The 25,405-nt window shown below is 34.4% G+C and carries 21 protein-coding genes and 1 other annotated feature; of the genes, 18 read left to right on the top strand and 3 right to left on the bottom strand.

What is annotated here, in order from left to right; all coding sequences use genetic code 11:
• Positions 1-303: 303 nt before the first annotated feature.
• The 6 genes from ruvA to yajC all read left to right on the top strand — a co-directional run bounded on the left by ruvA (position 304) and on the right by yajC (position 4,694).
• Positions 304-912: a Holliday junction branch migration protein RuvA gene (ruvA, locus tag LC076_RS07115; protein ID WP_226667229.1), complete on the top strand. Its 609-nt coding sequence runs from the start codon at positions 304-306 to the stop codon at positions 910-912.
• Between the two features lie 9 nt (positions 913-921).
• Positions 922-1,926, top strand: coding sequence for a Holliday junction branch migration DNA helicase RuvB (gene ruvB / locus LC076_RS07120; protein WP_226667230.1), 1,005 nt, complete (start codon positions 922-924; stop codon positions 1,924-1,926).
• A complete protein-coding gene (locus tag LC076_RS07125) occupies positions 1,919-2,119 on the top strand; it encodes a DUF2905 family protein (protein WP_226667232.1) in 201 nt (66 codons plus the stop codon). Before ruvB ends, LC076_RS07125 begins: the two co-directional genes overlap by 8 nt.
• Positions 2,120-2,147: 28 nt before the next feature.
• Complete coding sequence (gene queA, locus LC076_RS07130) at positions 2,148-3,176, top strand: tRNA preQ1(34) S-adenosylmethionine ribosyltransferase-isomerase QueA (protein WP_226667233.1); 1,029 nt, start codon at positions 2,148-2,150, stop codon at positions 3,174-3,176.
• Positions 3,177-3,260: 84 nt separating this feature from the next.
• Positions 3,261-4,406 (top strand): tRNA guanosine(34) transglycosylase Tgt, encoded by a 1,146-nt coding sequence (gene tgt / locus LC076_RS07135; protein ID WP_226667234.1) that lies wholly within the window; start codon positions 3,261-3,263, stop codon positions 4,404-4,406.
• Between the two features lie 27 nt (positions 4,407-4,433).
• Positions 4,434-4,694 (top strand): preprotein translocase subunit YajC, encoded by a 261-nt coding sequence (yajC, locus tag LC076_RS07140; RefSeq protein ID WP_204955484.1) that lies wholly within the window; start codon positions 4,434-4,436, stop codon positions 4,692-4,694.
• A 98-nt stretch (positions 4,695-4,792) separates the two neighbouring features.
• Here yajC and LC076_RS07145 read toward each other — a convergent pair whose 3' ends face one another.
• Positions 4,793-5,179: a TIGR04086 family membrane protein gene (locus tag LC076_RS07145; RefSeq protein WP_226667236.1), complete on the bottom strand. Its 387-nt coding sequence runs from the start codon at positions 5,177-5,179 to the stop codon at positions 4,793-4,795.
• 638 nt (positions 5,180-5,817) lie between these two features.
• On the opposite strand from LC076_RS07145, the gene LC076_RS07150 reads away from it, so the two are divergent.
• Together LC076_RS07150 and LC076_RS07155 are read left to right on the top strand one after the other, a co-directional pair.
• The gene (locus LC076_RS07150) at positions 5,818-7,110 is read left to right on the top strand and encodes an ArsB/NhaD family transporter (RefSeq protein WP_226667237.1); all 1,293 of its coding nucleotides are present in this window, start codon (positions 5,818-5,820) and stop codon (positions 7,108-7,110) included.
• Between the two features lie 75 nt (positions 7,111-7,185).
• The gene (locus tag LC076_RS07155) at positions 7,186-7,842 is read left to right on the top strand and encodes a DUF421 domain-containing protein (protein ID WP_413465957.1); all 657 of its coding nucleotides are present in this window, start codon (positions 7,186-7,188) and stop codon (positions 7,840-7,842) included.
• Between the two features lie 553 nt (positions 7,843-8,395).
• On the opposite strand, the gene spoVB is transcribed toward LC076_RS07155, so the two are convergent.
• Complete coding sequence (gene spoVB, locus LC076_RS07160) at positions 8,396-9,964, bottom strand: stage V sporulation protein B (protein WP_226667238.1); 1,569 nt, start codon at positions 9,962-9,964, stop codon at positions 8,396-8,398.
• A gap of 145 nt (positions 9,965-10,109) precedes the next feature.
• On the opposite strand from spoVB, the gene LC076_RS07165 reads away from it, so the two are divergent.
• From LC076_RS07165 to dtd, 8 genes are all read left to right on the top strand, one after another.
• On the top strand, positions 10,110-10,403 hold the full coding sequence (locus tag LC076_RS07165) for a post-transcriptional regulator (RefSeq protein WP_226667239.1): 294 nt from the start codon (positions 10,110-10,112) through the stop codon (positions 10,401-10,403).
• Between the two features lie 293 nt (positions 10,404-10,696).
• Positions 10,697-12,937: a protein translocase subunit SecDF gene (gene secDF, locus LC076_RS07170; RefSeq protein ID WP_226667424.1), complete on the top strand. Its 2,241-nt coding sequence runs from the start codon at positions 10,697-10,699 to the stop codon at positions 12,935-12,937.
• Between the two features lie 377 nt (positions 12,938-13,314).
• On the top strand, positions 13,315-14,208 hold the full coding sequence (locus LC076_RS07175) for a cation diffusion facilitator family transporter (RefSeq protein WP_226667240.1): 894 nt from the start codon (positions 13,315-13,317) through the stop codon (positions 14,206-14,208).
• Between the two features lie 18 nt (positions 14,209-14,226).
• Positions 14,227-14,556: a lipopolysaccharide assembly LapA domain-containing protein gene (locus tag LC076_RS07180; RefSeq protein ID WP_226667242.1), complete on the top strand. Its 330-nt coding sequence runs from the start codon at positions 14,227-14,229 to the stop codon at positions 14,554-14,556.
• A 323-nt stretch (positions 14,557-14,879) separates the two neighbouring features.
• The gene (gene recJ / locus LC076_RS07185) at positions 14,880-17,240 is read left to right on the top strand and encodes a single-stranded-DNA-specific exonuclease RecJ (RefSeq protein ID WP_226667243.1); all 2,361 of its coding nucleotides are present in this window, start codon (positions 14,880-14,882) and stop codon (positions 17,238-17,240) included.
• Positions 17,241-17,256: 16 nt separating this feature from the next.
• Complete coding sequence (locus LC076_RS07190) at positions 17,257-17,769, top strand: adenine phosphoribosyltransferase (RefSeq protein ID WP_226667244.1); 513 nt, start codon at positions 17,257-17,259, stop codon at positions 17,767-17,769.
• A 726-nt stretch (positions 17,770-18,495) separates the two neighbouring features.
• A complete protein-coding gene (locus tag LC076_RS07195; RefSeq protein WP_226667246.1) occupies positions 18,496-20,703 on the top strand; it encodes a RelA/SpoT family protein in 2,208 nt (735 codons plus the stop codon).
• A gap of 22 nt (positions 20,704-20,725) precedes the next feature.
• Positions 20,726-21,166: a D-aminoacyl-tRNA deacylase gene (gene dtd / locus LC076_RS07200; RefSeq protein ID WP_226667250.1), complete on the top strand. Its 441-nt coding sequence runs from the start codon at positions 20,726-20,728 to the stop codon at positions 21,164-21,166.
• Positions 21,167-21,447: 281 nt separating this feature from the next.
• On the opposite strand, the gene LC076_RS07205 is transcribed toward dtd, so the two are convergent.
• On the bottom strand, positions 21,448-23,244 hold the full coding sequence (locus LC076_RS07205) for an SH3 domain-containing protein (protein ID WP_226667252.1): 1,797 nt from the start codon (positions 23,242-23,244) through the stop codon (positions 21,448-21,450).
• Positions 23,245-23,524: 280 nt separating this feature from the next.
• Here LC076_RS07205 and LC076_RS07210 point away from each other — a divergent pair, with 280 nt between their 5' ends.
• Positions 23,525-23,698 carry an RNA polymerase subunit sigma-70 gene (locus tag LC076_RS07210; RefSeq protein WP_226667253.1) on the top strand — a complete coding sequence of 58 codons (174 nt, stop codon included), beginning with the start codon at positions 23,525-23,527 and terminating at the stop codon, positions 23,696-23,698.
• A gap of 70 nt (positions 23,699-23,768) precedes the next feature.
• Positions 23,769-24,000: a binding site (T-box leader), on the top strand.
• Positions 24,001-24,113: 113 nt separating this feature from the next.
• On the top strand, positions 24,114-25,385 hold the full coding sequence (hisS, locus tag LC076_RS07215; RefSeq protein WP_226667254.1) for a histidine--tRNA ligase: 1,272 nt from the start codon (positions 24,114-24,116) through the stop codon (positions 25,383-25,385).
• Positions 25,386-25,405: the final 20 nt, after the last annotated feature.

The following is a 25,405-nucleotide window of genomic DNA, read 5'->3' on the forward strand; positions in this document are numbered from 1 at the left end:
ATTTGTATCGTATTTTGAATTGTTTTATCTGAAGAATCGTTGCTAATTGACCTAATTACCTGTTAAAAGTTATTCTAAGTAGCAGGATCAAACTCATTTTATTGAATACCATGCTGCTTTCGTTTCTAACACTAAAGATGCATTAAAGTTTTCGAAAATACCTTATAAATTCACCAAATTCCTGCTTATCATGGTAAAATAGAAGGGAACAATTGTACGTATTTTGTTTGCTGTATTGAATTATTCTTCTGATTAGGCTTTTTTTTTGATACAATGAGATACAGTCAATAAGAGGTGAAAGAAATGATTGAATTTATTAAAGGATATGTGGACAATGTAACACCTGAGTACATTGTGATCGATCATGGAGGAATAGGGTATCAAGTTCATACACCGAATCCTTTTAGTTATAAGAAGAATAATAAGGAAGAAATGATTATTTATACATATCAGCATGTTCGTGAAGATTTAATTGCTTTATATGGCTTTCCATCTAGAGAGGAAAAAGCTCTATTCATGAAATTATTAAATGTGACGGGTATTGGTCCAAAGGGTGCACTTGCTATCCTTGCATCTGGTAACCCATCACAGGTGATTGAAGCTATTGAAAATGAGAACGATACGTTCTTAGTGAAATTTCCTGGTGTTGGTAAGAAAACTGCACGCCAAATCATTTTAGACTTAAAAGGTAAATTAGGAGAAGTTGCGGCACTCTATTCCCCGGATTTATTTACACATGAAGATATAGAGCAAAAACACACAACAAATCAAGCACTAAACGAAGCAGTTGAAGCTTTAAAAGTATTAGGCTATGCTGAACGTGAAATTAAAAAAATTATTCCTTCGTTACAGGAAGAAAGCTTAACAACAGATCTTTATGTAAAAAAAGCTTTGCAAAAGCTATTAAAATAGGTGATAAATATGGATGAACGGCTTGTATCTGGTGAAGCCGATGTACAAGAATCGTATATCGAACAAAGCTTAAGACCACAAACGTTATCACAATATATTGGACAAGATAAAGCAAAGGAAAACCTTAAGGTATTTATTGAAGCTGCAAAAATGAGAAGCGAGACACTAGATCACGTCCTCTTGTATGGGCCCCCGGGATTAGGTAAAACTACGTTAGCCACGATTATTGCAAATGAAATGGGCGTGAATATTAGGACAACATCTGGTCCTGCTATCGAAAGACCTGGTGATTTAGCAGCTATATTGACTGCACTTGAGCCTGGTGACGTCCTGTTTATCGATGAAATTCATCGTTTGCAACGATCGATTGAAGAGGTTTTATATCCAGCAATGGAGGACTTTTGTTTGGATATTGTGATTGGTAAAGGATCAACGGCAAGATCAGTTCGACTTGATCTTCCTCCATTTACACTCATTGGCGCTACCACAAGGGTAGGATTATTAACTGCTCCTCTACGTGATCGTTTTGGAGTTTTAAGCAGATTAGAGTATTATAATGAAAATCAACTAGCTCATATTATTGAGCGAACAGCTGATATTCTTGAGGTTGGTATTAAATATGATGGTGCCATTGAGATGGCAAGAAGATCAAGAGGAACACCTAGAATAGCCAATCGTTTATTAAGAAGGGTAAGAGATTTTGCGCAAGTAATGGGTGAAGATACGATTACATATGAACTTGCCATTGATGCCTTGGAAAAATTACAAGTTGATAAATTAGGTTTAGATCACATTGATCATAAGCTTTTATTAGGTATAATTGAGAAATTTCGTGGTGGGCCGGTTGGGATTGATACAATTTCGGCTACAATAGGAGAAGAGTCCCATACAATTGAGGATGTTTATGAGCCTTATTTATTGCAGATAGGTTTTCTGCAACGAACCCCTAGGGGAAGAATTGTAACGGATCTTGTTTATCATCATTTTAAAATGGAGGCACCACATCATGACTGATTTTCCTAAAATCCTTATGATATTAGGTGGATTACTTTTAGTCATTGGATTTTTTATGCAATTTATTGGCAAACTACCAGGTGATCTTATTTTTAAAAAAGGGAACACAACCGTCTTTTTTCCAATAGTCACTTGTATTGTTATTAGTATTATCTTATCTATTGTTTTTTCATTTTTTGGTCGTTTTAAGTAATAAGTATTGATAGAAAAAGGTGAGTTTGTTGAAGGTAGAATTATTTGATTTTCATCTTCCAGAAGAACTAATTGCTCAGGTTCCTCTTAAGGAACGAGATGCTTCTAGATTAATGGTTCTAAATAAAGAAACAGGTGAAATCAAGCACGAATCATTTAAGTCAATCGTTGAGTATTTTAATGATGGTGATTGTCTTGTATTAAATAATACAAGAGTTATGCCAGCGAGATTATTTGGTATGAAAGAAGATACTGGTGCCAGTATTGAAATTCTTTTACTAAAGCAACAAGAAGATAATGTATGGGAAACACTAGTTAAGCCTGCAAAACGAGTGAAGGAAGGAACAGTGATTTCATTTGGTTCTGGTGTAATGAAAGCTACCTGTGTAGGTTCTAGTGAGCATGGTGGGCGATTATTAAAGTTCAACTATGAAGGTATTTTTTATGAAGTACTTGAAACACTTGGTGAAATGCCTCTTCCTCCATATATTAAGGAGCAACTGGATGATCGAGAGAGATATCAAACTGTTTTCTCTCGAGAAATTGGTTCAGCAGCTGCTCCAACAGCTGGTTTACATTTTACTGAAGAAATTTTAGATCAATTGAAGGCAAAAGGTGTTTCTGTTGCTTTTATTACACTACATGTTGGTTTAGGCACTTTTCGTCCTGTTAGTGCAGATACTGTAGAAGATCATGAGATGCATGCGGAATTTTATCAAGTAACAGAAGGTACTGCTTCGTTATTAAATGAAACGCGTGCAAAAGGTGGTCGAATTATTTCTGTTGGGACAACATCTACTAGAACACTTGAAACCATTGCAACTAAACATAATGGACATTTTGTTTCAGAAAATGGTTGGACAAACATATTTATTTATCCAGGGTATGAGTTTAAAGGAATTGATGGAATGATTACAAATTTTCACCTTCCTAAATCTTCTCTTATAATGCTAGTTAGTGCGCTAGCTACAAGAGAAAATGTGATGAATGCATATGAAACAGCCGTTACAGAAAAATATAGATTTTTTAGCTTTGGAGATGCCATGCTAATTCTTTAGGCGAATAAAGTAGAGAAAGTTTAAAAGTGTATGTTCATTTTCTATATAGAAATACAAACACTTTCTATTAAGGAGGAAATATAGGTGTCAACATCACCAATTCGTTATGAACTAATTAAAACATGTAAACAAACCGGTGCAAGACTTGGAAAAGTACACACACCACATGGAAGCTTTGAAACACCAGTTTTTATGCCAGTTGGAACACTTGCAACTGTTAAAACAATGTCACCCGAAGATCTAAAGGAAATGGGTGCAGGCATTATCTTAAGTAATACATACCACCTGTGGCTTCGTCCTGGTAATGAAATTGTTAGAGAAGCAGGTGGACTACATAAGTTTATGAACTGGGATCGTTCAATATTAACGGACTCTGGTGGGTTTCAAGTATTTAGTTTAAGTGATTTCCGCCGTATTGAAGAAGAAGGAGTTCATTTCCGCAATCATTTAAATGGTGATAAGCTTTTCCTTTCTCCTGAAAAGGCGATGCATATTCAAAATGATTTGGGATCAGATATCATGATGGCATTTGACGAATGTCCACCATATCCAGCTGAATATGATTATATGAAAAAGTCAGTAGAACGTACAAGTCGTTGGGCTGAAAGATGTCTTGAGGCACACCAAAGACCAAATGATCAAGGTTTATTTGGTATTATCCAAGGTGGAGAATATGAAGAATTACGTAAGCAAAGTGCGAGGGATTTAGTGTCATTAGATTTCCCTGGCTATGCAGTAGGTGGATTATCAGTAGGTGAGCCGAAAGATGTTATGAACAGAGTGCTAGATTTTACAACACCACTGATGCCAGATAATAAACCGCGATATTTAATGGGCGTTGGTTCTCCTGATTCGTTAATTGATGGAGCGATTCGTGGTATTGATATGTTTGATTGTGTTTTACCTACACGTATTGCGAGGAATGGGACACTTATGACAAGTGAAGGTCGTCTTGTTGTGAAAAATGCAAAATTTGCTAAAGATTTTGGACCTTTAGATGAGAATTGTGATTGTTATACATGTAAAAATTATTCAAGAGCATATATTCGACACTTAATAAAATGTGAAGAAACATTCGGTTTAAGATTAACATCTTATCATAATCTATATTTTCTGGTAAACTTAATGGAGCAAGTTAGACAAGCTATTCGTGAAGATCGTTTAGGTGATTTCCGCGATGAATTCTTTGAAAAATATGGTTTCAATAAACCGAATGCAAAGAACTTTTAATATATGCTTGAAAGGGGTGATATTAAAATGGATATGTTAACAACTGTTTTACCTTTAGTGTTAATGTTTGCAATCTTTTACTTCTTGCTAATTCGTCCGCAACAAAAACAACAAAAAGCGGTACGTGAAATGCAGAACAGCCTACAAAAAGGTGATAAGATTATTACAATTGGCGGACTTCACGGTATTCTAGATTCAATCGATGAAAACAAGATTGTCTTAAAAGTTGGTGACGGTACACGTTTAACGTTTGATCGTCGTTCAGTTCGTGAAGTAGCAAAAGACTAATAAACTAGCTACATACAAACAAAAAAACAGGGTTGTGATACCCTGTTTTTTGTTTGCTAATAAATTAGTATGGTCTTTGTGTAAACCCATGTTCATTTCTATTTACTGGCCCTTGATGATGCCATGTTTACCCCGAATACTCCACCAAACATAGCCACTAGGAGAAATCCTCCATGGTACATAAGCTCTACACTTGTGAAAATTTGTCCGTGACCTAAAAATTTAAAAAGAAGTATAATTATTGAATAAAGTAGGGCAGTTATTCCTCCCACTAACCAGCCCTTTTCCTTTCCGTTACCTCCAGCAACAAAACCACCGATAAATAATGTTAAAACGGAAATTCCTAAAAGTACCCATGTAATTGATGATTCTGTTAGATTGGTGAATTTTAAAAGTAGTGAAAAAATTAAACTTGTTACTAAAGCCATTATAAATATTGTCATTAAGCCATATAAAATTGCTTTACCCCATTTTTTTGTTTCCATCTATGATTCCCCCCTAAAAATAAAATTAGTACTAAAGCTTGTTGCAGCTCGTCTTATTACAGAATATTCATAGAAGAAAAAAAAAGACTATAAATATTTTGGTGGACTTGCATCATATGATGGTAAAGAGGACATGTACCAATCTATATCAATGAATATACATCTATTTAAAAAAAGTGAAAAATTAATAGGTTATTTTGAAAGTTGAAGTATATAGATATCTATTCTGATTTTGGTTTTGGTTTTGGTTTTGGCTCTTTTCTGAAGGCTCTTTTCTGAACGATTGTTGCTATGTAACCAAAATTTGGAGTGAAAACAGTGTTTTTTCACTATAAGGGTACTTTTTTAGGAAGAAAAGATGCCACTAGACTTAATACATTGCTGATTGCTTCGGGTATGAAAAGTAACAAAGTTTGCGAAAACAGCCTTTCTGAAAGATTGTTGCTAATTGACAATCATCTGTTGAAAACATTCTTTTTATCGCATAAAAGGTACTATTTTAGCAAAAAAGATGCCATTAAATTTTCACATTGGGCTGTTTCCTTTAAGAGTGTCAAAGCAACAAAGTTTTTGAAAATAGCCTTAGTTTTTTATAATTTCTCACAGTAACGCCGTTGTTTTTCAAGGGGGGATAAACGATGCTTACAATATTAACAGTTATCATCTTTCTCGTTACATATTTCATTATTATGACAGAAAAGATTGATCGAGCGGTAGCGGCTGGATTAGGTGGAGTATTAATGCTCATAGTAGGTATTTATGATGTGAACAAAGCATTTTTGTCTTATATTGATTGGAACACAATAGCTTTGTTATTTGCAATGATGCTTATCGTGATCATTACAAGTCAAACAGGTGTATTTGAATATGTTGCAATTGTTATGGCAAAAGTAGTGGGGGGGAGGCCGATACCACTGCTCATTGTTATATCTACCCTAACAGCAATCGGTTCGGCATTTTTAGCCAATGTAACAATGGTGTTGTTACTTGTTCCAATTATCCTGACAATTGTAAGAATGTTAGATATTCCAGCTATGCCATACTTAATTTCTGTTATTATTGCTTCTAATATTGGTGGAACTGCGACATTAATTGGAGATCCTCCAAATATTATGATAGGTCAGGCTGTTGAGCATTTAACGTTTAATGCTTTTCTTGTGCATTTGAGTCCTATTGTTTTCGTTATCTATGCAATTGTGTTAGTTTATTTAATATTGATTTATTGGCCGAAACTACAAGTTACTCATATTGATCAAGTCAAATTATCTTCAATCAAAGCAACGAGCTATTTGAAAGTAACGGCAGCTTTACCCAAATCAATCGCTGTATTATGTATGACAATCTCGGGTTTTATATTAAATCCAATTCTTCATGTTGATTTAACGAGTGTTTCTTTAGCAGGTGCGTTATTGCTCCTTTTGTTAACACAAGATGAATATAAGCCTGAAGAAGTTTTCAAACAAGTAGAGTGGGGTACGTTATTTTTCTTTATTGGTTTATTTATGTTAATAGGTGGACTTGAAGAGGTTGGGATAATCGATGAATTAGCACGTGGTCTTGTTTTTTATACAGAAGGAGATTTACCTAAAACATCAATGCTCATTTTGTGGATGACAGGAGTTTTTTCAGGTTTTGTTGATAATATACCGTTTGTGGCGGCAATGATCCCAGTTATTACAGAATTCAAAGATTATGGGATGACAAATTTAGATCCTTTATGGTGGTCATTAGCACTTGGTGCCTGCTTGGGAGGTAATGGGACTTTGTTAGGAGCTAGCTCCAATTTAGTTGTCGCAGGTTTAGCAGCTAAAGAAAAGGAACATATAAGCTTTTTTGAATTTTTTAAAGTAGGTTTCCCGATTGTTATTATTTCTCTATGTATTTCATCCGTTTATATTTATTTTCGATATTTAGTGAACTTTACAAATTAAATACGATTACATAAAAGTTAACTTATCGCTCAAACTAAGGAATAATGAATTGCATGCAGATAAGGAGGCCATGATTTGGAAGTATATTTGACCATTATGGCTCGGACACTTTTTCTTTATTTCTTAATTGTTCTTATTTTTCGCCTGATGGGAAAAAGGGAAATAGGTGAATTAAGCATACTGGACTTAGTCGTTTTTATTATGATTGCTGAAATGGCTGTTACGGCAATTGAAGATGAAAAAGATCCGTTAATCCATACAGTTGTACCAATGACCTTATTAATGATCATACAAATTTCACTCGCATATTTGTCTTTAAAAAACCAAAAAATCAGACATTTATTAGATGGAAAACCAACAATCATTATTAATCGTGGAAAAGTGGATGAGCATGCTATGAGAACACAACGTTATAATTTTGATGACTTAATGACACAATTACGTGACAAAAACATAAGTAATGTTGCTGACGTGGAATTTGCTATCCTAGAGCCAACAGGGAAGCTTTCAGTTATTGAAAAGCAAAAAAAACAAAAAAAACAACCTGAGTTACAGGTACCACTAATTGTTGATGGTCAAATAAATGAAGATAATTTAAAAGTGATTGATAAAAATAATTTATGGTTAAGACAACAACTACGAAAATTAGGATATAAAGATATCGGTGAAATCTCATTGTGTACGTTTGGTAAGGGGATATTTTTTATTGATATGAAGGATGAAAAAAAATAGTAAGAATTAGTTAAGAGAGATAGGACAACAGTATTTAAACAAAATAGGAAATGAACAAAGGTTGTAGGTGTATTAAGTCGCTCCTGAAATATACTACGGTTTCCGCGAGAAGCTAGCAAGCCTTCTCGCGTGATAGCACTTTGGGGTCTAGCCGATGCTGTGCATACAGCAGGAGTCTACGTATATTTCATCAGCTAAGCTATGACATGGTTCAGAATTTTTGTTAATTTACTAAGTTATTGTTCCAGTCTCTTTATTTCGTGTAGGGTCATTTCACATTTATAATCCTTCTTTTACAACAAATTTACTCTTTTGAAGTTATATAAAAAAAGCGACAGCCAAATTTAAGCTGTCGTTTTTATGTTATCTATATGTAAATTTATTATGACGGTTTTCGTAAACTTAGTTGCTTCTAGGAATTTGAAGAAAACAGCACTGTATATAGACTAGCGGCATCTTTTCTTAATAGATAAAGTACTTTTTATTCGATTAAACACTGTTTTTAACAGATAATAAGATCATTTAGCAACAATCTTTCAGAAAAGAGCCTTTATTATTTACCCGGTATTAACTTTACTAAAAATCCTCCAATATAAGGTATTCGTTTAACCTCATCCTTTTCTACTAAATTTAATATAAATAACAACAAACAATAAATAATCGACGTCATCGATAGTGCCGCAAGTAACCGAATGACCATTGAAGCATTAAGTAATAGGTTTTCGTAGAATAAGTAACCTACTATACCAGATAAAATCATTGTTAAACCGCTTTTTACATAGTCCTTCACATAGATGGTGAAAGGAATGACTTTCATAACAGTGGCAAAATGTAATAATGTAGTAAGAGTAATCCCGATCACTATAGCTAATGCAGCACCCATTATACCTAGTGACGGTCTTGATGCTAAGACGAAAATTAATGCAGTTTTGACTGCAGATCCTATTAAGCTATTGATCATAGCAGCTTTTGCTAAATCCAAAGCTTGCAACACTGCTTGTAGGGGGCCCTGGAAATAATGAAATATAAAAAATGGTGCCATTACTTGAACAAATAGTGCTGATTTGCTGCTACCATACATAACTGTCATCAATGGTTCAGCAAAAACATATAACACAACACAGGAAAGACCACCACTTACAATTGATAATCTTATTGCCTGCTGAAGCCTATGCTCAACAAGTTTTAGTTGATTTTGTGCCATGGCTTCACTTATAGCAGGAACTAAAGAGGTAGAAAGAGAATAAGTGATAAAAGAAGGCAACATAAGTAAAGGCAAAGCATAGCCTGTTAAACCACCATATTGGCTTGTGGCGACTGCTGTAGCAACGCCAGCGATGGCCAAACTATTTGCAACAACAATTGGTTCGAAAAACCAGGCGATCGATCCTATAAATCTACTACCTGTTGTTGGCAAGGCAATACTCATTAGTTGCTGAAAGGTGTCTTTGCCATTTTTAGCTGATTTTAAGAAATTTCTACGTATTTTCATCTTCTTTTTGAGCTTGAACATTGTAGCTAAATAGATAAGTGAAACGAGTTCACCAATAACAGCAGAAATCATTGCACCTGCAGCAGCATATTCAATTCCATATGGTAGGAAAGCACTTGTTAAAATGGCTACCAATGAAATTCTGACAATCTGCTCTAATACTTGAGAGATGGCAGCCGGTCGCATGTTTTGTTTGCCTTGAAAATACCCTCGAATGACTGAGGAGATGGCAACAATAGGAACGACTGGTGCAATAGCATATAATGGCCAAACTGTACGACCATCTCTAAACAATTCAGCTAAGTGAGGTGATAGAAAAATCATTGTTGGCGTGAAGATTAAACTGAGCAAACCAGTTATCGATAAAGAAACAACAAGAATTTTCTTTATTTTTCTTTGATCTCCCTGAGCTTCAGCTTCAGCAACTAATTTTGATATTGCAACAGGTAATCCAAGCTGTGTAATTGTAATAGCTAAAACGAGTGTAGGAACAGCCATCATATATAAGCCTACTCCTTCTTCACCGATAAACCTTGCGACAACAATTCGATTGATAAAACCTAAGACACGTGTAATAAATCCTGCTAATATTAAAATAAGCGTTCCTTTTAGAAACGTTTGCTTTGACATTCCTTTCCCCTGCCTTCTCAAATAACGTGGAATACTATACAATTACTATATGCATTGGATTAGGCCAAGCATGACAAGTTCTGTATAGAATATATAAGAAGACGAAATTGTTTACATAAGAAAATAAAGAAAAGGAGAGGTTTATATGGACAAGCAACCATTTGATCAATTTAGAGATCATGTTAAGCCTGCAATAAGAAGCAAACTTGAAGAATTTATTTTATTAGGATATCGTGATGTTTCAGAAGAAAAAGTATGGACATTTTTAAAAAATAAAAAATGGAGAAAAACGCCTGAATTATATGTTCATGAAGTAGTACGAGATGTTTTGGCTCTTAAAGTAGGCGATTTTATGAATTACGCAACAGTAGAATCATTTAAAAAAGAAAATTGGTTTGATAGTGATGAAGGAAAAGATCTGTTAAAAGGTCTTATTTAGCATTGATTACACTCTATATAAAGGCGTATAATTTTTTAGTGGAGAGATAACCTTTAAAAAGGGCTTTATTCTTAACTATTGATAGATAACTTAAGATTCAAGCCATATAAATTGCAACTACTAAAATTGTAAGACTTTATTAATTTGAGTAACAATACATAAGTAAACAGTTAAAGATTATTATTACAAATGAACAATAATTTTAATAACAATGAACACGAATGTTTTTGAAAGACTTTTTAAAGGACTTATTTTTATTCTATTGATTAGCAATTTAAGGAGGATACATAATGATCAAGCGAGGGCGCATCATTGCGTTTTTTCTACTTGTCCTAGTTGTGGGAAGCTTAATTGGTATGAACACAAACAAAGTGACAAACAACATCATTTTAGGATTGGATTTACAAGGTGGGTTTGAAATACTTTATGAAGTTTTACCCGCAAATGATGGAGATGAAATAAATAGAGAAGTTTTAGTTAGTACAGTTAATGCTTTACAAAGACGTGCAAATGTTCTTGGAGTAAGTGAACCGAATATCCAAATAGAGGGTGAAGATCGTATTCGTGTTCAGCTTGCAGGAGTAAGTGATCAGAATAAAGCACGAGAAATTTTATCAACACAAGCTGAACTTACTTTTCGTGATTATGAAGATAAAGAAATGTTAAATGGTTCGGATTTAGTTGAAAGTGGTGCTAAGCAGTCATTTGACGATAAGGGAGCACCTAATGTTGCAATAAAACTTAAGGAAGCGTCCAAATTTAAAGATGTTACACAAGAAATCGTAGGTAATACTCCATATAATCAGCTGGTTATTTGGTTAGATTATGAAGAAGGTGACTCTTATCAAGAGGAAGTGACGAAAGAGAATCCAAAGTATCTTTCTGCACCAAATGTAGATCAAGTTTTTAATCAAACAGATGTAACAATAACAGGAAATTTCACGATTGCTGAGGCACAGGATTTAGCTAATTTATTAAATGCAGGTTCACTTCCTGTAAAATTAAAAGAGCTATATTCAACTTCAATTGGTGCACAATTTGGTGAACAAGCACTTGATCAGACAGTACTTGCAGGAATAATTGGTATTTCAGTTATATTCTTGTTTATGTTATTCTTCTATCGTTTACCAGGTATTATTGCAGTTGTCACTTTATCAACATACATCTATGTTATTCTTCAAGTATTTGACTGGATGAATGGGGTATTAACATTACCGGGGATTGCCGCATTAATACTTGGAGTTGGTATGGCAGTAGATGCAAACATTATTACATATGAACGGATTAAAGAAGAATTAAAATTAGGAAGAACAGTTCGTTCAGCATTTAAAGCAGGAACAAGACGTTCATTTGCAACTATATTTGATGCAAACATCACGACAATGTTAGCAGGAGCTGTATTATTTTTCTTTGGTACAAGCTCTGTTAAAGGATTTGCCACAATGTTAATCATCAGTATTGTTGTTAGCTTTTTAACGGCTGTTTTCTTAACAAGAATTCTACTAGCATTATTAGTTGAAAGTCGTTGGTTAGATAAAAAGAAAGGTTATTTCGGAGTCAAAAAAGAGCATATACTAAGTATTGAAGATACTGACGATGATACAATCGCGCCAACACAATTTGATAAAGTTGATTTCTTAAAACACCGTAAAAAGTTTTTTATGTTATCTTCTGTTCTAGTTATCGCTGGTTTCGTCATTCTACTTATTTTCAAATTAAACTTAGGAATAGATTTTGCAAGTGGAACACGAATTGAGGTTCTTGCAGATAAAACCCTAACAGCAGAAGAAGTAGAAACAGAAATGGGTAAACTAGATATAGATGTGGATGATGTTGTTCTTGCTGGAAATGAGAGTGAAATTGGTGTTGCTCGTTTTAAAACCGTATTAGATCAACAAAAAATTGCAGAAGTGAAAAATCACTTTAAAGAAAAATATGGCTCAGAACCAAATGTTAGCACCGTTTCTCCAACAGTTGGAGAAGAACTTGCTAGAAATGCTATGTTAGGAGTACTTATTGCCTCAATCGGTATTATTATTTATGTATCAATTCGCTTTGAGTTTTATATGGCATTAGCATCAATAGTAGCACTGTTACATGATGCATTCTTTATTATTGCTTTCTTCAGCATTACTCGATTAGAAGTTGACATTACGTTCATTGCAGCTGTGTTAACGATCGTCGGTTATTCAATAAACGATACCATTGTTACATTTGACCGAATTCGAGAACTTTATAAAAAGAAAAAGGTTAAAACAATTGAAGATTTACAATTTATTGTAAACAGAAGTCTGCAGCAAACATTTACAAGATCCATTAATACAGTTCTTACCGTTGTTATAGCAGTGATCGCCTTAATGATTTTTGGAAGTTCATCAATCACAAACTTCTCCATTGCTTTATTAGTAGGATTAGTTTCTGGAACTTATTCATCTCTCTTTATTGCTGCGCAGCTTTGGTTAATATGGAAAGGAAAGCAGCTTACGAAGAAAAAAGATGTTCAGGCTACTGTAAGTGATGAGCCACAAATTTAATTTGGATTGTTTTCTTCATGTTGATTAGAAATAACATAGTGTGGAGAGCCCAAATTCTTGTATATATCTAAAAACAAATCTTGCTAAACAACCATAATAAAAATTCGGGTCACCCCTCTTTTTCAATAACGTATTAAATTAGTGATGAGATGAGCTCACTAGTTAATACAAATAGAGGGGATGACCCTTATTTATTCATAAGAGTTGGTTATCATATGGATAGGCTGTTTTCGACACTGTATCAAGTCTAATGGCATCTTTTCTTCATAAAATAGTACCCTTTTAGTGAGAAAAACTGTTTTCACTCGAGATTTTGGTTACATAGCAACAATCCTTCAGAAAAGAGCCTATGGATAACAGGATAAGAGGTGAGAATAATGAATAACAAAGATCGTTTTAAACAAGCTGAATTTGCAGCCATGATAGGTGTTGTAGGCAATATCGTCTTGGCGATAATTAAAGGAGTTGTAGGGGTTATATCAGAAAGTAGAGCATTAATCGCTGATGCTGTTCATTCTGCTTCAGATGTTGCTGGCTCCTTAGCGGTGTTTATTGGTGTTCGTGCTGCTAAACAACCACCTGATGATGATCATCCTTATGGACATGGTAAAGCTGAATCTATTGCTGCAATTATTGTAGCTGTTTTGTTATTTTTAGTAGGCTTAGAAATTGGGAAATCATCCATTGAAGCTTTCTTTCAAGAAATTGAGGCTCCTAAAACTTTGGCCATTTATGCTGTTATCTTATCAATCATTGTAAAAGAATGGATGTTTCAATATAAGTTTAAACTGGGTAAAAGAATTAAGAGTGATGCGATTATAGCGAATGCATATGAACATCGATCAGATGTATATTCTTCAATTGCAGCATTAATTGGAATTGGAGCTGCTATTATTGGACAAAGAATTGGCATAGATTGGTTAGTATATGCTGATCCAATAGCAGGACTATTAGTATCAATATTAGTCATTAAAATGGCATGGAAGCTTGGTTCAGAATCGATCCATACAACTTTAGATCATGTATTACATGACGAGGATATTACTGAATTAAAAGAAACGGTAAACAAGATAAGTGAAATAAAGAAAATTGATGAACTATATGCTCGTGAACATGGGCACTATGTCATTATTGATATCAAAATATCAGTTGATCCACATATGACTGTTGAAGAAGGTCATAACATTGGAAAACTAGTGAAAGAAAAATTAATGAGTGAACATGAACATGTGCAAAATGTACTTGTACATATCAATCCATATTCACCATAAAATACTGGAGGTATTTTAATGAAACGTCAGTGGAGTATTGTTGTTGCTATCATTTTTGCTCTTATCATTGCCATATTTGCTGTAATCAATGTTGAGCCTGTAAAGGTGGATTATTTGTTTGGTACATCTGAATGGCCGCTAATTCTAATAATACTAGGATCTGTACTAATGGGAGGGTTTATCATCGCATCTGCAGGTGTAGTTAGAATTTTATCAATACAGAGAAAACTCAAAATCACTGAAAAAGAAAATATAAAATTAAAAGAAGAACTAGAAGCCTTAAAGGAAGAGCCTGTTCATTTACCAAAAAATGAAGTGCAGAACGAAGAAGAAAAGCAACCTGAATAATTTTCAAAGTCTTTTTCTTAAAGCTTGTTATATACCAAGTTGACGTATGGAACGGGTATTATCTCATAAAAGATACGATTTCTAGAAGAAAAGATGCTACTAGACTTTATTTAGTTTTTACTTAAGCCCCTAAAAACAACAAACGAAAAAAGTCTGTGGAAAGAGAATATAATGTTGCTCACATCACTTTACGTAGTACTAGTTACATAAAAAAGAGTTACTCATTTGTTCTTCAGTAAATACTGATTAACAGTTGGAATATTATACTTAAATTGAAACCCCTTGACCACTCTTGTATAATGGGATGGTTGAGGGGTGAAACTATGTTAAAAGCAAAAACAAGATGGTTGGTTCAACCAACTGATGAATCTTTGATTAATACATTAGTAGAAGAATTGTCAATAACTCCACTCGTAGCGTCATTACTTGTTAACCGCGGGATTCATTCTACAATCGAAGCACGAAAGTTTTTACAAATAGAGACACAAGAATTTCACGATCCTTTTATATTAAAAGATATGGACAAAGCAGTTCATCGAATAAAACAAGCCATTGAAAATAATGAACATATCCTTGTTTATGGGGACTATGATGCTGATGGTGTTAGTAGTACTACAGTGCTGCTAACGACACTAAGAAAAATAGGGGCACATGCTGATTTTTATATACCTAATCGTTTTACAGAAGGTTATGGACCTAATGAGGCTGCATTTAGAAAAGCACATGAAAGTGGTTTTTCATTAATTATTACTGTAGATACAGGTATATCAGCTGTTCATGAAGCTGATGTTGCAAAAGAACTCGGTATTGATTTAATCATTACAGATCACCATGAACCAGGTCCTATTCTTCCAGATTCTTTCGCGATTATTCATCCAAAACAACCTGGTTGCTCTTATCCGTTCAAAGAATTAGCAGGAGTAGGAGTAGCTTTTAAATTAAGTCATGCTTTACTAGGAGTCGTTCCTTCTGATTTATTAGAAGTGGCAGCTATTGGAACAATTGCAGACCTTGTTACACTTCATGGAGAAAATAGATTAATCGCTAAAAAAGGAATTCAACAATTAAAGTCTACAAAACGTATTGGTTTGAAGGCTCTTCTAAAAATTGCAAATGTCGATCAAAAAGATATTACTGAAGATACAATAGGATTTGCAATAGGGCCAAGAATTAATGCTGTAGGTCGACTTCAGTCAGCAGATCCAGCTGTTGATTTGTTATTATCAGATAATGAAGAAGAAGCCTTTTTAATTGCTGAAGAAATTGATGCTTTAAATAAAGAAAGACAAAAGCTAGTTAATACAATGACAGAGGAAGCGATCGAAGAAGTAGAAAATAATTTTCCTGTCGAAGACAATCCTGTGTTAATTATTGCAAAAGAAGGATGGAATCCAGGGGTAGTCGGGATTGTTGCTTCAAGATTAGTTGAGCGGTATTATCGTCCAACAATCGTTTTAAGTATCGATCATGAAAAGGGAATTGCTAAAGGCTCAGCACGAAGTATTGCTGGTTTTGATTTATTTGAAAATTTATCAACATGTCGAGAGATTTTACCACATTTTGGTGGTCATCCAATGGCAGCTGGTATGACCCTTCAGCTTGAAAATGTTGATCTTCTTCGGAAAAGGTTAGTAGAGCTAGCTAAAAATCAGCTAACTGACGACGATTTTACGCCAATTACAAAAGTAGATGTAAGCTGTATGCTAGAAGACATAACGGTAAAGTCTATTGAAGAAATGCAGCAACTTTCACCGTTTGGAATGAACAATCCAAAGCCAGTTGTTCAAGTAGAAAATGTCACATTAGCAAACATCAGAAAAATTGGTGCAAATCAAACACATTTGAAATTAGTTTTTTCACAAGATGAACATCAGCTTGATAGTGTTGGGTTTGGATTTGGCTACATTCATGACGAACTATCACCTGCAGTTAAACTATCAGCAATTGGTGAACTAACAATAAACGAATGGAATAATCATCGTAAACCGCAAATCATGCTTCAAGACGTAAAGGTAGATGAATGGCAGCTTTATGATTATCGTGGCACACGTAATATAGACAAGCTAATAAATAGTGCAAATGCTGGGAATTTTACGGTTATTACATTCCAACTTTCTACATTTGAATCGATGAAAGAGAAAGGAATAGTGGATAACTTATATTTAATCGAAACAAAGGAAGATGCAGAGAATGTTGCTGTTGCTCAAAAAAACATCGCATTAATCGATATTCCATCGTCAGTAGAGTTAATTGACTCTCTTTTTTCACAAGGAAGACCAGATCGTATTTATTCTGTATTTATACAAGAAGCTGATCATTTCTTTGCAACCATTCCAACACGTGAACACTTTAAGTGGTATTATGGCTTCTTATTAAAAAAAGGAACGTTTAACGTAACTGAGCAGGGGCAACAATTAGCTAAACATAAAGGATGGTCTAAAGAGACAATAGAATTTATGTCACAGGTGTTTTTTGAACTGAAATTTGTTACAATAGAAAATGGTGTTATTTCGACAAATTCTTCATCTCAAAAAAGAGATTTAACAGAGTCGAAAACTTATGCCCAAAAACAGTTGAAAATAGAATTAGAAAAAACGTTATTATATACATCATATATGCAATTAAAGCAGTGGTTTGAAGAACGTTTTCAAAAAACTAACGAAGATGCGCATGTGAATGTATAAGGAGGACATTGAGAAAATGGATTTAAAGCAATTCGTAACAGTCGTACCTGATTATCCAAAACCAGGTATCCAATTTAAGGATATTACTACTTTAATGGATAACGGAGATGCGTATAGATATGCTACAGACCAAATAGTAGACTATGCTCGTGAAAAACAAATTGATCTTATCGTTGGTCCTGAAGCACGTGGATTTATCATCGGTTGCCCAGTAGCTTATTCACTTGGTGTAGGTTTTGCTCCTGTTCGTAAAGAAGGGAAATTGCCTCGAGAAGTTGTTCGTGTAGAATATGGTCTTGAATATGGTAAAGATGTTTTAACTATTCATAAAGACGCAATTAAACCAGGACAACGTGTGTTAATTACTGATGATTTACTTGCAACAGGTGGAACAATCGAAGCAACAATCAAGCTTGTTGAAGAGCTTGGAGGAGTAGTAGCAGGGATTGCTTTCTTGATCGAACTATCATATTTAGATGGACGTAAGTTATTAGATGGTTATGAAGTATTAACATTAATGACTTATTAATTAGTTGGTCTATGATAAAATAATAGCTAAAACAGAGAAGATGATTTTTTTAATAAAATCACTTCTCTGTAAAAAAAGAGCACTCTTACGGGTGCTTTTTTCAAAAGAGTTTGTTACAAAAGACATTTTTCGTAAACTCTGTTGCTTTTGGTCAATTGAAAAATTCTGCACTGTATAAAGTATAGTGGCATCTTTTCTTCTTAGATTTGTACATTTTTTGTCAAAACACTGTTTTTAATGAATATATAGGTTATTTAGTAACAATCTTTCAGAAAAGAGCCTTTCGAATAGATCTCAGTATAAAAAGTTTACGAGGTTATATAAACAATTTTTCCTCTTCATATACATAAAGTTGTGTTGATATTCATTATTCTCCTCATCTGTTTACCTTTCATTAGAGAATGCATAACTTCTTTGTAGCTACCATAATAAATGAGGAATTGGTCTCTGTTTATCAATGAAACCATTATTTGGTTTGTTAAAAAGATTGAATTCTCTTTACATCTACTCACTTTTTATTGATAATAGTTACAATATAGTAAATTTTCTAATAGGAAGATCGTAGGGTTCTCTTCACTATTAATTTAGTTAATACTAGTTGTTTTCAACTGGAAACGGTTCATACATGTTCTTTATGTTAGTTTTTAATTTGTTAACAGATAAAAGTCGTTTCACTCCGGTTTGATGGAGTTCAAATAAAGTTTTCATTATAAAAAAGGTGATTTCATGGCTAACGAACAAGTTTTATCTTCCGAACAAGTAATTGAAAAGGCACAGCGTTATTTATCAACTGAAGATACCGCTTTTATTCAACGAGCCTATGACTATGCAGAAGAAGCGCATCGAGAGCAATTTCGTAAATCGGGTGAACCATATATTATACACCCGATTCAAGTAGCAGGGATATTGGTAGACTTAGAGATGGACCCCTCAACAATTGCTGGAGGATTTCTGCATGATGTTGTAGAAGATACTGAAATAACGCTAGATGACTTGCGTAAGGAATTTAGCGACGAAGTAGCCATGCTCGTTGATGGAGTAACAAAGCTAGGTAAAATCAAATATAAATCAAAAGAAGAGCAACAAGCAGAAAATCATCGTAAAATGTTTGTTGCGATGGCACAAGATATACGAGTAATCTTGATCAAGCTTGCTGACCGTCTTCATAATATGAGAACGCTAAAACATTTACCACAGGAAAAGCAAAGAAGAATATCGAATGAAACACTAGAAATCTTTGCGCCTTTAGCTCACAAATTGGGGATCTCAAAGATTAAATGGGAGTTAGAAGATACATCACTACGTTATCTTAACCCACAACAATACTATCGAATTGTTAATCTTATGAAAAAGAAACGCCAAGAGCGATTAGAATATTTAGATGAAGTGATTAATGAAGTGCGTGATCGTGTTGATGAAGTAAATATTGAAGCGGACTTCTCAGGAAGACCTAAACATATTTACAGCATTTATCGAAAAATGGCTCTTCAAAATAAGCAATTTAATGAAATTTATGATTTGTTAGCTGTAAGAATTGTTGTGAATAGTATAAAAGACTGCTACGCGGTACTAGGGATCATCCATACGTGTTGGAAGCCAATGCCTGGCCGCTTCAAAGATTATATTGCCATGCCAAAAGCTAATATGTATCAATCACTTCATACAACTGTTATTGGTCCTAAAGGAGATCCTCTAGAAGTCCAAATACGTACGATTGAAATGCACCAAATTGCTGAGTACGGAATTGCGGCACATTGGGCATATAAAGAAGGCAAAGAAGTAGATGAAAAATCAACACTCGAGAAAAAACTAACATGGTTTAGAGAAATTCTAGAATTCCAAGATGATGTAACGAACGCAGAGGAATTCATGGAATCATTAAAAATTGACCTATTCTCAGACATGGTCTTTATCTTTACACCAAAGGGCGATGTGATTGAGTTACCTTCTGGTTCGGTTCCGATTGACTTTGCTTATCGAATTCATTCAGAAATAGGCAACAAAACAATTGGTGCGAAAATTAATGGAAAGATGGTCACGCTCGATTATAAGCTGAAAACAGGAGATATTATTGAAATTCTCACGTCGAAGCATTCTTATGGGCCAAGTCAAGATTGGTTAAAGCTAGCACAAACTTCTCAAGCAAAAAATAAAATTCGCCAATTCTTTAAAAAGCAACGTCGTGAAGAGAATGTTGAAAAAGGCAAAGAAATGGTTGAAAAAGAAATTAAGAATTTAGATTTTGATATAAAAGAAATTATGACGATTGATAACTTACAGCGTGTAGCAGAGAAATTTAACTTCTCAAATGAAGAGGATATGTATGCTGCTGTTGGTTATAATGGCGTGACTGCGTTGCAGGTTGCTAATCGTTTAACAGAGAAATGGCGTAAAAAGCGTGATCAAGAAGAACAGGAAAAGAATGTTCGTGAGGTAATTAATGAGGCTAAGCAAGTAACTTCTACTACGCCTAGAAGACGTGATGCAGGTGTACAAGTTAAAGGTATTGATAACTTGCTAATCCGTTTATCAAAATGCTGTAACCCTGTACCAGGTGATGAAATAGTAGGATTCATCACAAAAGGTCGAGGTGTTTCTGTTCATAGAGATGACTGTACAAATGTTCATACAGATGATGCAAAAGAACGTTTAATTGATGTAGAGTGGGAAAATCAGCCTTTAACAAGCAGAAAAGAATATAATGTTGAAATCGAAATACTTGGATATGACCGTAGAGGTTTATTAAATGAAGTTCTTCAAGTTGTTAATGAAACAAAAACCAATATTTCTTCTGTAGCTGGTAAGTCTGATCGAAACAAAGTAGCAACAATTAATATGGCCATATCTATTTCAAATATTAATCATTTGCATAAAGTTGTTGAACGAATTAAGCAAATATCTGACGTTTATTCAGTACGAAGAATGATGAATTAATGAATCAAGGCAGGTTTTGTTCGTGAAAGTGGTTATTCAAAGAGCTAAGAATGCAAAGGTGACTGTTGCTGATGAAGTAGTAGGATCAATCGAAAACGGTGTAATGGTATTAGTTGGTGTTACACATGAAGATACAGAAGATGATGCTGAGTATCTAGCAGATAAAATTGCCCATTTACGGATTTTTGAAGATGAAAATGGGAAAATGAATGACTCCCTAATAGATGTTAATGGACAAGTGCTGTCTGTTTCACAATTCACGTTATATGGTGATTGTCGAAAAGGGCGACGTCCTAATTTTATGAATGCTGCAAAACCAGACTCTGCAAAAGAACTATATAAACTTTTTAATGAAAAGTTAAAAAATAAAGGCTTGCATGTTGAAACAGGTACTTTTGGTAGTATGATGGATGTGGAATTTACGAATGTTGGTCCTGTAACATTAATACTCGAAAGTAAATAGAATAAATGTAAACAAGTTGAATTGTTGAATTTCATAGTTTATCAAAAAAGGTTAATCCTTCCAAGTTGGAAGGATTAACCTTTTTTCAAAAGATAAGAAAGTATAAAATTCTGCACGTAGTTTTGGTGTCTAGCTCCAGGCGCCATCGGCTCGAGGGAAAAAATAACCCCCTTTTTTCCTAGGTCATAAGCCAATCCGTCAAGAAGGTTAAAGAACAACCTTCCAGCCGAATCGTCTTATGCTTGTCGCCGATAGGCGGGCGCGTTGCACTTTTCTTATACTTATTTAAAATATTGAGTTAATCCATTATAGATACCTTGTGCAGTTCGTTCTTGGTAGCTTGAAGAAGCAACTGTTAATTCTTCTGTTTGATTACTTAAAAAACCTAATTCTAATAAAATAGCAGGAGCTTTGTTTTCACGAATTACGTGGAAGTTACCAAATTTGATACCACGGTCTCTTAGTTTCGCTTGTTTAACTATCTCTACATTCATTTTTGATGCTAATGGGGCATCTTTTAATGAGTTATAATAATACGTTGTCGTACCAGAAGCCCTTCTATCTGTTGTGCTATCAAAATGTAAGCTAATGAACGCTTCTGAATTTCGGTAATGAGATGTACTTACCCTAGAATTTAAACTAATGTACGTATCATTTGAACGAGTAAGAAAAACATTTGCACCCGCTGATTTTAACTTATCGTAAACTAGTTTAGCTGTTACTAATGTTAAATTCTTTTCGAGTGTTCCTCTTGTTCCGACTGCCCCGCTATCTTGACCACCATGACCCGGATCAATAATGATTGTCTTGCTTTTAACATATTGTTCAGAGCCAGGCTTTGTAATTGGAGAGCTAACACCTATAGTTTCGATCACCCAACCAGCTATAAAGGCAGTTTTGTTATTTCCAATATTAATTTTGTACCACTCTCCGGAAGTGCTAACAATTTCATAAGTTTCTCCTAGTTTCGCTCTTTTGACGATGGAGTGACTTGTTGATGCTCCACTACGTATATTTGTTCCATCATAAATAATCTTTACCTGCTTTTTTGACGTAGCTGGTGTTTCCTTAACAGGTGTAACTGACGTCGTTTTCGTCACATACCAACCTGCAACCCATCCAACTTTGTTTGAGCCATAGCTTATTTTATACCAGTCACTTCTTTCTTCTAAAATAGTCACCTTTGTTCCCTTGGTAACAGAAGAGATGACTTTGCCACTCAATGTTCCATTATCTCTTACATTTAAAGAAGTAGCAGTTACGGTACCAGTAGAAGTTGTATTTGTTGGTGTCTTTGGTGTAGTATTTGTATCTTTTGATGTTTCGGCAGGCTTTGAAGAGCCTTCCTTTAGATAATCACGATGTACCCAGCCTTTAATACTTGATGTTTCAATATATGCCCAATCACCTTGAATCTTAGTAATGTTTACTGTTGCATTTTTCTTTAAACTACCAATTAATGATCCTTTTGTAGAAGAAGAACTTCTTACATTAAGGGAAGTAGCAGTAACTGTTGCACTAGTTTTTACCGAAGGACTCGAACTTGAAGTGCCTCCTGTAGTAGCATTTTTAATCGTTACAAATTGAGAAGATACCCAGCCTTGTTTACCAGAATAGGAAATTTTCACCCAATTCCCGCTTTTTTCTAAATATGTAGCTGATTTCCCTTTATCAAATACACCAATTACTGAGAAGGTTGTTCCAGGACCTGAACGAAATCTTAAGCCAGTTGCGTTTGATATAACAGTTGAACTTTTCGAAACAGTTTCTGATGTTGTAGGTTTTGGAGAGGTGGGTTGTTTTTTCTCGGTTACAAGCCATCCTGCTACCCAACCAGTTGAGCTATTAGATAATTTAATTTTTATCCAATCGTTTTTCTTTTCAACCACATCATATGTTTGCCCCTTTTTGACCTTGGCAATAACTGAATAAGTAAGCCCAGCACCACTTCGAACGTTTAATAGGTCGACCTTAATTGTGACCTGTTCATTTGCAGCTGTCGTTTTAACAGTGCCAAACAATGAAGAAGTTAGCAGCACAGTTAGACAAATGAATAAGGTCATAAGTTTGCGAATCAATGATAAATCCTCCTTTAAAAAATTGCTAATATAACCATTTCTCTACTTATATCGACATTCCTTTTAAAATTTGAAATAAAATCTTCCAAAATAGGAAAAGATAATTAAGATAATAACTTTATTAACGCTTAGTGTTGATCTAGATGCTATGTAAGCAGCAACCTTTCAGAATTTTTAAAAGCAAGTTTATATTCTTCTAGTTACATTAGAAAAAGCTTATCCGAATGACAGAAGAAAGTGTAACAAGTACAAGATAATAAAAAGTGAAGGGGTTATGAAAATGAGAAATAGTGAAAAAGGCAATATATCACACTCAACTCGTGATGTGTTTGGTGTGAATCTTCACGATTTTATGATGAAAGAACAAGATGAAACTTCATTTGAGCTTGCATCAGAGTTTGGTATTTCACTTGGAGATGTTAAGAAATTAAAAAAACATTTAAATCGTTCTTGACAATGTACCGCAAAGATACGTATGATAAGATAAAATTCGATAATAAAATTATGTTGAAATATACATAGCATTTGAACCAATGAGGGAGAACAGTAAATAAGAATACACATGACTAGAGAGGAAATGTCTGAGGCTGAAAACATTTCTACATGATGACTTATTGAAAAACACTCCTTAGGTTTCTCTCTGAAAAACATTATGTTTAGTAGGAGCTGAACGTTACAGGCGTTAACTGTTTGAGTGGAGATAGATAATACTATTTCAACTAGGGTGGAACCACGGGTATAACTCTCGTCCCTACATTATTGTAGAGACGGGAGTTTTTTTGTTGTTTTGAACCACTTCGCAAAATAACAATTGGAGCTCGGGTAACTACCCAGATCATATAGCATTTGTGTATTGGAGGAGAAAAGTAATGTCATTCCAGATTCCTAGAGGTACGCAGGATATTTTACCTGGAGAAGTTGAAAAGTGGCAGTATATTGAAAATACTGCTCGTGATTTATGTAGCAGATATCAATACAAGGAAATTCGCACCCCGATTTTTGAACATACAGAATTATTCTCACGTGGTGTTGGTGAAAGCACGGATATTGTCCAAAAGGAAATGTATACTTTCCAAGATCGTAAAGGAAGAAGTATTACTCTACGACCAGAAGGGACAGCATCAACAGTTCGTTCTTTTGTAGAAAAGAAGCTTTATTCTAATCCGTCACAGCCAACAAAGCTTTATTATATTGGACCTATGTTTCGTTATGAGCGTCCACAAACAGGTCGTTTTCGTCAATTTGTTCAATTTGGTATTGAAGCACTTGGTAGTAATGATCCGGCAATTGATGCAGAAGTTATTTCTCTTGCTATGAATTTATATGGAACACTAGGTCTTAAAAGTTTAAAGCTTGTGATCAATAGTTTAGGTGATGCAGCAAGTCGAACAGCTCATCGTGAAGCATTAATTGCTCATTTTGAACCTAGAATTAATGAATTTTGTTCAGATTGTCAAAATCGCTTACAACAAAATCCATTGCGCATATTAGATTGTAAAAAAGATCGTGATCATGAGTTAATGAGTTCAGCTCCTTCTATTCTTGAATTTTTAAATGAAGAATCTAAGAGTTATTTTGAAAAAGTACAACAATACTTAACAGCAAATGGTATTTCATTTGAAGTTGATCAAAACCTTGTTCGTGGGCTTGATTATTATAATCATACAGCGTTTGAAATTATGAGTAATGCAAAAGGATTTGGTGCAATTACAACTCTTTGTGGCGGTGGTCGCTATAATGGACTCGCTCAAGAGATTGGCGGTCCAGAGACTCCAGGTATTGGGTTTGCACTTAGTATTGAGCGTCTATTATCGGCCCTAGAAGCTGAAGGTGTAGAATTACCAATTTCATCAGCGATAGATTGTTATATTGTGACAATGGGAGATCAGGCGAAAGACCGTGCAGTTTCATTACTTTATGAAATGAGAAATGCAGGTTTTAAAGCGGAAAAAGATTATGAAGATAAAAAGATGAAAGCACAATTTAAAGCAGCAGATCGTCACAATGCAAAATTCGTTGCCGTTCTGGGTGATGATGAATTAGAAAAGAATGTGATTGCTGTAAAAAATATGGACACAGGTACACAAGAAGAGATTGTAATAAATGAACTTATTTCATATTTAAACCAAAATTCTAAGTAATATATTGAGAGGAGAGGGTT

Source organism: Metabacillus litoralis (assembly GCF_020524045.1).
Lineage (GTDB): Bacteria > Bacillota > Bacilli > Bacillales > Bacillaceae > Metabacillus > Metabacillus litoralis_C.